General features: G+C 66.1%; 10 protein-coding genes. 6 read left to right on the forward strand and 4 right to left on the reverse strand.

Annotated elements, in window-relative coordinates; translation table 11 throughout:
- A partial coding sequence (locus AUL28_RS06475; RefSeq protein WP_192843410.1) for an FAD-dependent oxidoreductase occupies positions 1-761 on the forward strand: 761 nt, incomplete at its 5' end.
- 257 nt (positions 762-1,018) lie between these two features.
- Here the strand turns inward: AUL28_RS06475 and AUL28_RS06480 are convergent.
- Positions 1,019-2,365 carry an SGNH/GDSL hydrolase family protein gene (locus AUL28_RS06480; RefSeq protein ID WP_192843411.1) on the reverse strand — a complete coding sequence of 449 codons (1,347 nt, stop codon included), beginning with the start codon at positions 2,363-2,365 and terminating at the stop codon, positions 1,019-1,021.
- A 58-nt stretch (positions 2,366-2,423) separates the two neighbouring features.
- Positions 2,424-3,644: a lytic murein transglycosylase gene (locus AUL28_RS06485; RefSeq protein WP_082640299.1), complete on the reverse strand. Its 1,221-nt coding sequence runs from the start codon at positions 3,642-3,644 to the stop codon at positions 2,424-2,426.
- A 229-nt stretch (positions 3,645-3,873) separates the two neighbouring features.
- On the opposite strand from AUL28_RS06485, the gene galU reads away from it, so the two are divergent.
- Positions 3,874-4,791: a UTP--glucose-1-phosphate uridylyltransferase GalU gene (gene galU / locus AUL28_RS06490; RefSeq protein ID WP_058600238.1), complete on the forward strand. Its 918-nt coding sequence runs from the start codon at positions 3,874-3,876 to the stop codon at positions 4,789-4,791.
- An 81-nt stretch (positions 4,792-4,872) separates the two neighbouring features.
- On the opposite strand, the gene AUL28_RS06495 is transcribed toward galU, so the two are convergent.
- Positions 4,873-6,282: an outer membrane beta-barrel protein gene (locus AUL28_RS06495; protein WP_062231102.1), complete on the reverse strand. Its 1,410-nt coding sequence runs from the start codon at positions 6,280-6,282 to the stop codon at positions 4,873-4,875.
- A 500-nt stretch (positions 6,283-6,782) separates the two neighbouring features.
- Here AUL28_RS06495 and AUL28_RS06500 point away from each other — a divergent pair, with 500 nt between their 5' ends.
- The 4 genes from AUL28_RS06500 (at position 6,783) to AUL28_RS06515 (ending at position 12,141) form a co-directional block, all read left to right on the forward strand.
- Positions 6,783-7,763 carry a KpsF/GutQ family sugar-phosphate isomerase gene (locus tag AUL28_RS06500; protein WP_082640307.1) on the forward strand — a complete coding sequence of 327 codons (981 nt, stop codon included), beginning with the start codon at positions 6,783-6,785 and terminating at the stop codon, positions 7,761-7,763.
- A 164-nt stretch (positions 7,764-7,927) separates the two neighbouring features.
- Positions 7,928-9,076 carry a sensor histidine kinase gene (locus tag AUL28_RS06505; RefSeq protein WP_062219446.1) on the forward strand — a complete coding sequence of 383 codons (1,149 nt, stop codon included), beginning with the start codon at positions 7,928-7,930 and terminating at the stop codon, positions 9,074-9,076.
- Between the two features lie 19 nt (positions 9,077-9,095).
- Positions 9,096-9,392 (forward strand): hypothetical protein, encoded by a 297-nt coding sequence (locus AUL28_RS06510; protein ID WP_062219444.1) that lies wholly within the window; start codon positions 9,096-9,098, stop codon positions 9,390-9,392.
- Positions 9,393-9,438: 46 nt separating this feature from the next.
- On the forward strand, positions 9,439-12,141 hold the full coding sequence (locus AUL28_RS06515) for a bifunctional acetate--CoA ligase family protein/GNAT family N-acetyltransferase (protein ID WP_062231103.1): 2,703 nt from the start codon (positions 9,439-9,441) through the stop codon (positions 12,139-12,141).
- A 26-nt stretch (positions 12,142-12,167) separates the two neighbouring features.
- On the opposite strand, the gene AUL28_RS06520 is transcribed toward AUL28_RS06515, so the two are convergent.
- A complete protein-coding gene (locus AUL28_RS06520) occupies positions 12,168-12,797 on the reverse strand; it encodes an alpha/beta hydrolase (protein WP_062231106.1) in 630 nt (209 codons plus the stop codon).
- Positions 12,798-12,850 lie beyond the last annotated feature (53 nt).

Here is a 12,850-nt window from a genome sequence, read left to right on the forward strand (position 1 = left end):
ACGCGGTCCTGTATTGCGGCGGCGCGGAGCGCCCGCGCGAGGCGGGCATTCCGACCAACGGGCTGGAAGGCATCTATGATGCGATGCCCTATCTCGTGCAGCAGAACCGCCGCGTCGGCGGCGAGAAGGTCGAGAGCGCCGGCTGGAACGCAGGCGAAATCTGGGCCGGTGCCAAGCATGTCGTCGTTGTCGGCGGCGGCGACACGGCGTCGGACTGCGTCGGCACGGCGTTTCGTCAGGGCGCGGTGAAGGTCACGCAGCTCGACATTCGCCCGCAGCCGCCCAAGACCGAGAACAAGCTCGAAGTCTGGCCCTACTGGGCGACGAAGATGCGCGTCTCCTCGTCCCAGGCCGAAGGCGCGGTGCGCGAGTTCCAGGTCGCGACGCTCGAATTCGTCGGCGAAGACGGCCAGCTGACCGGCGTGAAGTGCGCGCAGGTGGACGAGAAACGTAAGCCGATCCCCGGCACCGAGTTCGTCATCAAGGCCGATCTCGCCTTCATCGCCATCGGCTTTGCCGGCCCGTTCATGGACGGGTTCATGGCCGACGCGGGCGACGCGCTGAAGACCAAGACGGATTCGCGCGGCAATGTGGCCGTGCTGGCGGACGACCTTGGCTACAAGACCTCGGTCGAGAAGCTCTATGCCGCCGGCGACGTGCGTCGCGGCCAGTCGCTCGTGGTCTGGGCGATCCGCGAAGGCCGGCAGGCGGCCCGCGCCGTCGATCTCGACCTTATGGGCTCGACCACGCTGCCGCGCTGAAGGCACATCACGATCCAACAAAAAAGGTCCGCTTCCGAACGGAGGCGGGCCTTTTTTGTTGGAGAGAACGGGAGGCGACGGGGGGGGGACGCTTGCTGGGTTTTCGCTGCTTGAGTCTGTGCGAGCTAAACGGCTCTCTTGCACAGTGAGGACGCCGAGAGGGTCGAATTTTGCCGATCAAACGGACGGCGCTTCGCCCCTCGCGATCGCATGGCGATCCTTCGGCTGGCTCGGCTGGGAACTCTTGTCTGCAGCCCTTAATTGACTGAAGACATGTCCGGTGTACCGGCCTTCGGGGCGGCGGCCGGGGCCTCGGGCTTGGTAGGCGGCCCTGCTTCCGGGCCATGCAGGCGAAGCTCTTCCAGGCTCGTCGTGCCGCGAAATACGATCGCATTATCTCGCGTCACAGGGGAGACGGCGGTGCCGCGACCTGTCCAGTTGAACTGATCGGCCCGGCCTTCGACGGCGGCCGAGACGACGCCTTCGCGCACCAGCTTCTCGCGCGGCGAGCCCTGGCCGCCGGTGCCCGGCTGGGCGCTGCCGAGCAACTGGTCGCCGCCATCGAAGCGCGGATCGGCAAAGGAGATGGGCGCGGTCGTCGTGGCCAGCGCCGCGTCCACCACGGCCGGCAGGTCCTTGGCGGACAATTGCTGCGGCCCCAGGCTCGCCACGAAATCCTCGACATTCAGGCCGAGCACTTTGGTAACGGGCTTCTCCACGAAATAGGCGAGCTTTTCCTGGCCCGCGCCCGTCAGCGTGATGCCGTCGGAATTGCGCAGGCGCACGGTCTGCCCGGCCATGTCGGGGCCGGAGGTCACGAAGCTGCCATTGGCATCGGTGAACCCGTTCCAGATATCGACGTAATCGCCGCCATGGGCTTGCGCGACATTGCGGAACAGATCGTTCAGATAGACCATGTCTTCCGTCGCGCGGTCGGACTGGAAGGCCGGCATTCCGACCCAGAGAAAGGGCTTCTTCTTGGTTTGGATCGCCTCGGCCAGAGCCTTGGCGCGCTGCTCGTAGGTGTCGGCCCATTCCGGACTGCGCAGCGCGATCGTCCCCTCCGTGGCGCGAAAACCCTGCCGGTCGTTCGCCCCCAGCATGACCACGACGAGGTCGGCTTTCGTCTCGTCGATCAGGGCGCCCACGCTGGCGGGCCAATCATGGTGGTCTTCGCGCACGAGGCCGGAAGAGCCGTCCGCGCGGTTCGTGACGCGAATGTCGCGGTTGGTGGCGAAGGCCGCGTCCAGCCCCTTGGCGAGCGACCCCGCCATGAAATCCCCGATCACAAGGACGTTGCGGGCTGCCTCGCTTTTGGCGACGGGCGCGCTGGCGCTTGCGGCCACCGCCGCCGCGCCCCCGGCCGCAGCGGTTGCCGCGGCCGAGCGGGGCGAAGAGTTACGCTTCGGCGCAGCGGCATCGGTGCGCGCCTTTTTGCGCGGGGCCTTGCGGATGATACGCTGCTGCGGCGGCGCCTCATAGACGCGGTAGGACGGCTGCGAGCGGGGCGGGCCGCCAAACAGCATTTCGAGAATGCCCCGGCGCCGCTCCTGCGCCGCCGCGATTTCGGGGAGAACGGACGAGCCCGCTACGATAAGCGCCATGAGGGTCGCGAGCCGCGCTCGTCCCCGATGCTTCGTGTTGCGCTCGTCCGTCATCGGATCATGGTCTCCGCAAAAGCTCTAGAAGCGCCTTGGAGGCGTTTCCATCCTCGTTCATGCCCGCGCGGCGCTGATAGGCGGTGATGGCGGATTTGGAACTGTCGCCAATCTTGCCGTCGATCTTGCCGTCATAAAGGCCATGCTGCGTGAGGCGCTGCTGCACTTCGTAACGCTCTTCCATCGACAAGGGAACGTAGCCGCGCGGCCAAGGATGCGCGAAGGCCCCATAGCCGGCAATGCGATCGGCGAGATGGCCGACGGCGAGCGCGTATTTGTCGGCATTGTTGTAGCGCTTGATGACGAAGAAATTCTTGGTCATCAGGAAGGCCGGGCCGTTGGCCCCCGCCGGCATCAGAAGATTGGCCCGGTCGGACGGCGCGGGGAAGGGGCGGCCGCTGACGCGCTTGAAGCCGAGCTGCTGCCATTGAGCCATGCTCTTGCCGGCGCGCTCCAGCTTGGTGGAGCCCGTGGGCGCGACGACTTCATAGCCCCAGCTCTTGCCGCTCTGCCAGCCGTTCTTGCGCAGGAGATTGGCCGCCGTCGCCAGCGCGTCCGGCACCGAACCCCAGATGTCGGGATGTCCGTTGCCGTCCATGTCCACGGCATAGGCCTGATAGCTGGTCGGGATGAACTGCGTGTGGCCCATCGCGCCCGCCCAGGAGCCGGTCAGGCCCTTGGGGCTGACATGCCCGTCCTGCACGATCTTGAGCGCGGCCAGAAGCTGCGTGCGGGCGAACTTGGCCCGCTTGGGATCCATGTAGGCGAGGGTGGCGAGCGCCTGCGGCACGCTCTTCATCACGTCCTGCCTTTGCAGGATGCGGCCATAGTTGGATTCCATCGACCAGATCGCCAGAAGGATATGGCGATCGACGCCGAAGCGCTGCTCGATCCGGTCCAGCCACGACTTGTACTGAACGAGCATCCGCCGGCCTTCGGCCACGGACTCCTCGTTCACGCGGTTGTCGAGATAGTCCCAGATCTTGTCCTGGAACTCGGGCTGGAAGCGCGCCTTGCGGATCACGTCCGGGTCGGGTTCGGTCACGCCGTCGAACACGCGCTCATAGACGCGGCGGCTGATCCCGTTGGCGACGGCGGTCTTCTCGAAACCGACGATCCAGTTACGGAAGCCCTGATCGGCGGCGGCAGGCGTGGCCAAAAGGCCCGCCAGAACGAGCGTGGCCGCGCCGAGGCGCGCGATGCGGGCGGTGATCGGTCCAGGCATAGGCATGATCCTTCGTCGGACTGGTCGTGTGCTATGGCCTTCAGCTTAGGTTCAGGATGTAAACGTTACGTTTACCACGACGGAACACGAAATGCTGAAGAGATCGTAGCGCCACCAGAATTTCCCATGTTTCTGGGGCTAAAACGCGGCGTCGCATGTTGCTTGTCGACAGGTCATGCTTTCGTGATTTATGGGTTAACCCGAATCCAGCGGTTGGAAGGATTAGTGCATGCGCAAGGTCAGAAAGGCCGTATTCCCGGTCGCCGGCTTGGGAACGCGGTTTCTTCCCGCTACGAAGGCCATCCCGAAGGAGATGCTGACGGTCGTCGACCGACCGGTTATCCAGTATGTCGTCGATGAGGCCCGTCAGGCGGGGATCGAGCATCTGATCTTCGTGACCGGACGCAACAAGGGCGTCATCGAAGACTATTTCGACATTCAGGTCGAACTGCAGAATACGCTGACCGAGCGCAATAAGAAGACCGAGCTTCAGCTGCTCGACAGCCTTCAGCCCAAAGCCGGCACCGCGAGCTTCACGCGCCAGCAGGCGCCGCTCGGCCTCGGCCATGCGGTCTGGTGCGCGCGCGATCTGGTCGGTCCCGAGCCTTTCGCCCTGCTTCTGCCCGACATGATCATGCAGTCCGAAGAGGGCTGCCTGAAGAAGATGGTCGAGCTCTACGAGCAGACCGGCGGCAACGTCATCTCCGTCGAACAGTGCGACCCGTCCGAAGCCCATAAATACGGCATCGTCGGCAAGGGCGCCGATGTCGGCACCGGCTTCAAGGTCGATGGCATGGTCGAGAAGCCGAAGAACGAGGAAGCGCCTTCGAACTTCTTCATTTCCGGCCGCTACATTCTTCAGCCCGAGATCTTCGACATTCTCTCGACCCAGGAAAAGGGCGCGGGCAACGAGATCCAGCTGACCGACGGCATGTTGAAGCTGGCCAAGAGCCAGGACTTCTTCGCTCATCCCTTCACCGGCCGCACGTTCGACTGCGGCTCGAAGGAAGGCTTCATTCAGGCCAATGTCGCCTTCGCGCTGTGGCGTCACGACATTCGCGGCAAGGTCTTCGACAATCTCCATGAGTTGATGGCGACGGTGGAGCCTCAGGAGCGCCGCGCGACGGATCGCCGCGCCGCCGAGTGAGCGCCGGATTTTCCATCCTCTGAATCGAGAAGGGCGCCGAGGCGCCCTTTTTCGTATCTGGACGCGCGTTCCGTCGCTCGCTCAATTCTGAAGGCGGACGCCGACGCGCACCGTGTTGGCGCTGTAATTGTTGAAGGGCAGGGCGGCTTCGAAGCGGTCGTAGCGATAGAGGCCCGTCAGGGCGAGATGCTGGTTCAGCCAATAGGTGAAGCCGGCCTCGCCGCTATAGACATATTCGTTGGCGACCGTGCGTCGTTCGCGCAGGCCCGCGATCAGCGTGGTGTTGAATTCCAGCCGCGCGGTGGCGCGGTGCGTCAGGCCGAGGCTGAGCTGGTAAAGCGTCGCGGTGTCGAGGCTCGTCGTCTCCGGCTCGAACGAGGTCGTACCGCGCAGCGTGACGTCGGTGCCCCGGCGCGGCGACCAGGCGAGCAGGGCGTCCAGCGTCGGGCTGCCGATCGTGGGCAGGCTGTTGTCGTCTGGAATGTTCCACGCATAGCCCAGTGCGATCTCGCCGGAGACTTTCTCACCCCGGCTGAAGCCGACGCCGCCGCGGAGCGCCGGGATCGCGCTGTCGCGGCTGACCCCGCCAAAGCTCGTCTTGTCGAAGACACGCCGCCCGATGCTGGCCGCGACAAAGGGATGGAGCGGCGCGCGCTCGTCCAGCGTCGCCTTCAGGCCGGCCGTATAGGTCGTGAAACTGTCGTCCAGCGAATTGGTGCGCTGTGCCCGGTCGGACAGATCGTCCCGCACCGCTTGAAGCGTCGTCACCGTATCGAAGCGCCCAAAGCGGTTCTGAAGCTCCGCGCTCATGGAATAGCGGAGTCGATCGGCGCGCGCCGCAGCGTCCTGTACGGCGCCGACGGTCAAATCGTCTTCGCGGCTGAAGGACACGGCCCCCCGCAGAACGGCGGTCATGTCGCGCGAGATGTCGATGCGCACCCGGCCATCGGCATCGACCTGCGGCTCGTCCTTGACCGGCCCCGCCATGTTGCGTCGATAGGTGGCCGCCACGTTCAACTCCGCCTCGTGGCGCGACCAGTCGGAGACAAGCCGCCCGGTCAGCGTGCTCTGGCTGAAGAAGCCGCTCACCCCGTCGCGAGACGCGGTGAGATTATCGGAGGCACCGAGACTTTGGTCGAGCGTGAGATAGCCCATGAACGAGCCGATCCGCGTGCCGACCGGCGCGAACGGGTCGTTCGACCTGATGCCCGGCGCCAGCCGCCGAAGGCTGGCATAGGCGTCGCTCAGGCGGCGATTGCCGATCTCATCCAGCGTCGGGCTGCGCACCGGGCCGATGGATTGAAACAGATTGCTGGACGGTGCGTCGGGTTCGGCCGCCCGGCGGGGCGCGCGGGGCTGCGCGGTATCGGACCCGGCATCACCCGTACGAAGGGCCGGCGTGTCGCGAAAGTTTTCGCGGCGCGACAGGCCCGGATTGGTGGTGTCGTCGGGGAGGGAAGGTGTCGGCGCGCTGCGGCGGAGCGCGTCCACATCCAGGCGGAGCCCATCGTCGATCCGACCCGACTGGCCAATGTCGCTCGAAGAGAGAGGCGGTGCGAGCCGTTCGCTACCTGATAGGGGAGGCGCCGTCAGGCGCTGGCCGGATGATAGCCGTGCGCCAGCACTCAGGGGAGCGGTGGGCGCTGGCGTGTCAGCGAGGTCCGTCTGCTCTTCCGGCCCGGAAGGCTCCTGCGCCATGGCTCGGGTTGGGTACGCGGAGAGCGCGCAGGCGGCCAGAAGACCGCAGGCCGCGGCGAGGTGTCGAAGCCTGACTGCCATCGAAAGAGCGGTTCCCTGCCCGAAAAGGCCGGACGATCCGGCGGCGCGAAAGATGACCGAACGGTAAATCGGCATGGTTAAGAATTGGTTGTCGGCCTCTTATGGCGCGCCGGCCTTGCGCCGAGCCCAACAGGGCGCTTACCCCGCCGAGGTGGCGTTCCCTCGTTCCGAAGGGTAGGAGAGGGGACAAGCAATCCGAAATGGCTCTCTTCATGCTCGACCTGTCCGCGTCTCCCGGCATCGCCTCCGCCCTTCGCACGGTGGGAACCGAGGCGGAGGGGCTTCATGCCCTGGCGGCCGCGCTGCAAGGGCCGCTCGGCCCCGCCTTCGAGGACGCCTTGGCGCGCATCGCCGCCGTGTCCGGGCGCGTGATCGTGACCGGGATCGGCAAGAGCGGCCATATCGGAGCGAAGATCGCCGCGACCTTCGCCTCCACCGGCACCCCGGCCTCCTTCGTGCACGCGGCCGAGGCCAATCACGGCGATCTTGGCATGATCGCCTCGGGCGACGTGGTGCTCGCCCTGTCCAAGGGCGGCGAAAGCCCGGAAATGAAAAGCGTCATCGCCTATACGAGGCGCTTTTCCATCCCGCTGATCGCCATGACCGCCGCCCCCGAATCTTCGCTGGGGCGTGAGGCCGACGTGGTTCTCCTGCTGCCCCCCGCCGAGGAAGCCTGTCCACATGGGCTTGCGCCCACCACCTCGGCGCTGACGCAACTGGCGCTGGGCGATGCGTTGGCGATCGCGCTTCTGGAAGCGCGTGGCTTTTCGCCGAGCGATTTCCGCGTCTTCCATCCCGGTGGCAAGCTCGGCGCGATCCTGACCCATGTCGGAGACATCATGCATCGCGGCGAGGCCATGCCGCTGATCGCTTCGGGCGCGCTCATGTCGGAAGCGATCCTGGCGATCTCGCGCAAAGGCTTCGGCTGCGTCGCGGTGGTGAATGATGAAGGGCGTTTGCTCGGCATCATCACGGACGGCGACCTGCGCCGTCATCTGGCGCCCGACCTTCTCCTGCGCACGGTGGACGAGGTGATGACGCGCTCGCCCAAGACGATCCGGCCGGATACTTTGGCCGTGAAGGCGCTCGATATTCTCAATTCCTCCAACATTACCGCGTTGATGGTGGTGGAAGCCGACCTGCCGGTCGGTATCCTGCATTTGCACGATCTCCTGAGGATCGGTGTGGTCTGACAGATTGTGAATCGCAACCTGAGTTTGTATCTTTAGCCGGTGAACGTGAAGTTCGTGGGCTTCGTGGAAACTTGTGCGGTTGTGCTTCATATGCGCTGCTATGACAGTGTCGTGGCATCCCGCGCGCCGGTGCAGGCTTCGGGCCAGGGGGGACAGAAGCGGATATGACGTGGAGCGAGCCGATCACGGCGGATCGGAAAGGGACGGACCCTTTGCAGGAACAGGGCGTGATGTGGGACGCCATTCGCTCCGTCGATTGGGCCGGATCATCGCTCGGCCCGATCGAGGGCTGGCCTTTCACGCTTCGCGCCGTGCTGCGCACCGTTCTGGCGTCGAAACAGCCCATGTGCCTCTGGTGGGGGCCGGATCTTCTCCAGTTTCACAACGAGGCCTATCTGCCGATGCTCGGCGCGCGGGCGGATGGTGCGATCGGCAAGCCTTTCAGCGTACTTTGGGCCGACGTTTCCGAGGACGTCATGCCCTATCTCAAGCAGGCGCTGGCCGGCCAGGGCACATGGGCGGAAGACCTGCCGCTGACCGTGACGCGGAACGGCTATCCCGAAGAAACCTATTGGTCCTTCTCCTATAGCCCGCTCTTCAACGACCATGGGCAGATCGCCGGCGCGCTGAATATCGTGACCGAGACGACGCGACTCATGCGCGAGCGCCAGGAGCTGGAAGAGCTGAACCGCAACCTGTCGGACAGTCTCGCCCGGCAGGAAGAGGGCGAGCGCCAGCGCCGCGTCTTGCAACGCGAACTCTCACACCGGATGAAGAACACGCTCGCCATGGTTCAGGCCGTGGTGACGCAGAGCCTAAGGCATTCCACCTCGATCGAGGAGGCGACGCAGGTCGCCTCCGCCCGCATCCAGGCCCTCGGCCGGGCGCAGGACATGCTGACGGCGACGGACTGGACGATCGCGGACCTTCGCGCCGCCGTCGATGCGGCGATCGAACCCCATGTCGATCGCAGCGGCCGTTTCATCGTCTCCGGCGACACGCTCGACCTGTCGGCCCAGCAGGCCATGGGCGTGGCGCTGGCGCTGCACGAACTGGCGACCAATGCCGTGAAATACGGCGCGCTGTCAGTGGACGAAGGCTGTGTCAAAGTTGGGTGGCATGTCTCGCCCGAGGGCGAGTTCCATTTCGAATGGCGCGAGGAAAACGGGCCCGAGGTCAAGCCGCTAAGCCGCAAGGGTTTCGGCACACGGCTTACTGAGCGCGTCGTTCCCGGCTATTTCAACGGCCGCGCCGAGACCGACTTCCAGCCGGACGGGATCGTCTATCGCCTCCAAGGGCGGTTGGAGCCCTGACCCGCAGGTCTGGCGCTGCGTGATCGCGCTTTCGCAGCGCTGGCCTTTCGGGCATGTCCATGCTTTCGCGGCGCTGGTTCGGGCCGCATCGGTTGCAGGAACCGGCCGCTCGGGCCAGCATGTCTTCAAGGGCTCAACGCCCGCCATCAGGAGTTTCAGCATCATGGACAGTCTCAAGGCCCAGAACGATCCGCTGCTGCGCGTCTGGCGCATCATCGTCGGCGGCAATGAAGCGACGGGCATGATTCGCCTCATGGGCTTTCTCGCCGCCTTCGTTCTGATCGGCGGCCTCATCTTCGCCCTCGCCACACGCTGACGGGCGCTCCGTTCCGCCGGCATCACGCCGGGCTCCAGAGGCCGTCATGACCATCAGCAATCTCGATGCCGTGTTCGAACCCAAGGCCATCGCGCTGATCGGCGCGAGCAATCGTGAGGGCTCGGTCGGGGCGGTTCTGGCGCGCAATCTCTTCGGATCGGGCTTTGTCGGCCCGGTCATGCCGGTCAATCCGCACGAGCAGGCGATCCGATCCTCGGTCAACTTCCGCTCGGTCGCCGACCTGCCGATCACACCCGATCTCGCGGTGATCGCGACCCCGGCCCCGAGCGTGGCTAATATCATCGACGAACTCGGTCGGCGCGGTTGCCGCGCGGCTGTGGTCATCTCCACCGGCTTTGCCGATCCTGTCCTCCGGCAAGGGCTGCTCAATGCTGCCAAGCCGCATCGGCTGCGCATCGTCGGGCCGAACTGTATAGGCGTGATGTCGCCCGGCATCGGCGTCAATGCCAGCTTCGCGCATCTGACGCCGCGCGCCGGCGACATCGCCTTTGTCAGCCAGTCCGACTCCATCGCGACGGCGGTGCTGGATTGGGCCGATGTGCGCGAGATCGGCTTTTCGCATGTCGTCTCCACCGGCGACATGTGCGACGTCGATATCGGCGATCTCCTCGATTATCTCGCGCTGGATACGAAGACGCGCGCCATCCTTCTCCATATCGAGGACATCACCGACGCGCCGAAATTCATGACGGCGGCGCGCATCGCCGCCCGTGCCAAGCCGGTGGTGGTCATCAAGGCCGGCCGCTCGGCGGCGGTCGCGGGCCCGTCTGCGTCGCATTCCCATTCGCGGGCGCTGGCCGATGAGGATGCGGTCTATGATGCCGCCTTGCGGCGCGCCGGCATGTTGCGCGTCGATTCGCTGCGCGAACTGTTCGAAGCGGTCGGAACGCTCGCCTCCGCCATCCGTCCCAAGGGGAACCGGCTGGCGATTTTGACCAATGGCGGCGGTGCGGGCCTTCTGGCGGCCGATGCCTTGAGCGATCTCGGGGGCCAGCTGGCCGATCTCTCGCCCGAGACGATGGCGAAGCTCGTGCGTTTCACGCGGCCGGACGAGAGCGATCCGCGCTTCGTCAATATCCCGCGCGACGCATCTGGCAGCCTTTACGGCCAAGCGCTCGAAACGTTGCTCGACGATCCCGGGCAGGATGCGGTTCTCGTCATGAACACGCCGCAGGCGCTGGCGGACGGGCGGGGCGCGGCAGAGGCGACGGTGGCGAGCGCCAAGGCACGGCGCGGCGCGCCGGTTCTGACCTGCTGGCTCGGCGAGCGCGCGGCGCGTGAGTCCCGCCGCCTCTTCGCGGCGCGCGGCATCCCAACCTATCAGACGCCGGACGAGTCCGTGCGCGCCTTCATGCAGCTCGTCAATTATCGCCGCAATCAGGACCTTCTGATGCAGACGCCGCCGGCCATCCAGCCGGGCGCGGCCGATGGTGCGAAGGCGCGGGCGGTGCTGTCCCGGGCGGCCGGGGAGGGGCGCAGCGTCCTGACCGAGCCCGAGGCCAAGACGCTGCTCTCCGCCTATGGCATTCCCGTCGTGCAAACCCAGATCGCCCACAGCCCGGACGAGGCGGCGGCGCTGGCGGGCGCTATCGGCTTTCCGGTCGCGCTGAAGATCCTGTCTCAGGACATCGCCCACAAGTCCGATGTGGGCGGCGTTCGGCTCGAACTCGACACGCCCGAGATGGTGCGCGAAGCCGGCGAACATATGCTGAAGCTCGTGGCCGAGCGTCATCCGGGCGCGCGGATCGAAGGCTTTACCGTGCAGGCGATGATCCAGCGCCCGCGTGCGCACGAACTGATCCTCGGCGTCGGCACGAATGCGCTGTTCGGCCCGGTGCTTCTCGTGGGGCAGGGTGGCACGGCGGCCGAGGTCATCGCCGATCGCGCCATCGGCCTGCCGCCGCTGAACCTGCCGCTTGCCCATGACATGATCGGACGCACGAAGGTCTCGCGTCTGATGAAGGGCTATCGCGACTGGCCCGCGGCCGACAGCGATGCCGTGGCGGCGACGCTCGTCAAGCTGTCCCAGCTCATCGCCGATTTCGACGAAATCGCCGAACTCGACATCAACCCGCTTCTGGTGGACGAGGCCGGGGTCATCGCGCTCGACGCGCGGGTCGTCTTGCGCACCTCGACCGGCGCGCCGCACTCGCGCTTCGCCATTCGGCCCTATCCCAACGAGCTGGAGCATGTGGCGCATTCCCGCTCGGGGTCGAGCTTCTTCCTGCGCCCGATCCGGCCGGAGGACGAGCCGGGGATCGTGGAGATGATCGCGCGCTCCGACGCCGAAGATGTGCGGCTGCGCTTCTTCGCGCCCATGAAGCGGATCGGCCATGCCTTCGCCGCGCGCCTGACCCAGATCGATTATCGCCGCGAGATGGCCTTCGTCGCCACCCGCGCGGGAGAGGCGGAGGGCGATATCCTGGGCGTCGCGCGTCTCGTGTCGGACCCCGACGAGAAGAAGGCCGAGTTCGGCATCATGGTCCGCTCCGACCAGAAAGGGCGCGGTCTCGGCTGGCTTCTGATGGAAACGATCCTCGACTATGCGCGGCGGCGCGGCCTGTCGCGCGTCTATGGCGAGGTGCTGGGTGAAAACCGGGCCATGCTCGCCATGGCGGAGGAACTCGGCTTTCGCCAGAGCCCGCACCCGGAGGACGTCGCACTGCGCCGGGTGGAGGTCGATGTCGAGACCTATCGTGCCAAGGGCCGGCCCATCGGCGATCCGTGATCGCCTTCAAGGCCAGCCGCTGATCGTCAAGCGAACGAGGCGGCGAGCCATTCGCGCGCGATGACGAGGTCCATCTGGCCGAGGCCGTGACCGGTCGGCAGCACCTCATGAGTAAGCCTCGACCCGCCCTCCTGAAGCTGGCGCGCCAGACGGGCGGCATTGTCGGCCGGCACGATCGGGTCCATGCCCCCCGACAGAAGAAGCACCGGGGCACCACCGAGATCGAAGGCAGGCGGCTCGGCAAAGGGCACCATGGCGCGGATCAGGATCGCGCCGGCCAGCCTCGTGGGGTCGAGCATCATCAGCGCGGACGCCACATTCGCGCCATTGGAGAAGCCCACCGCGACAGGACGGGCCATGCCATGGCGCTCCCGCGCTTCTTCCACGAAAGCGCCGAGTTCCAGCGCGCGCTGGCGCAGGTCCGCCTCGTCGAACACGCCCTCCGCAAGCCGGCGAAAGAAGCGCGGCATCCCGTTTTCCAGAACCTGCCCGCGCGGCGACAGAAGCGCCGCCCCCGGCGACAGGAGACCGCCAAGCCCTAAGAGGTCGCTTTCGTCGCCGCCCGTGCCATGCAGCAGGAGAAGCGGCGTCGCGCCCTCCACGGTCGCGGGAATGAAGCGGTGGATCATCGAGAGATCGTTGCGCGGAAGGTCCATGGCTCTGTCTCCGGTGGGGTTGGGAGAGGCGGGGCGCAACGCGTCCCGCCTTC

This window comes from Aureimonas sp. N4 (assembly GCF_001463925.1).
In the GTDB taxonomy this organism is placed as follows: Bacteria; Pseudomonadota; Alphaproteobacteria; order Rhizobiales; family Rhizobiaceae; genus Aureimonas; species Aureimonas ureilytica_A.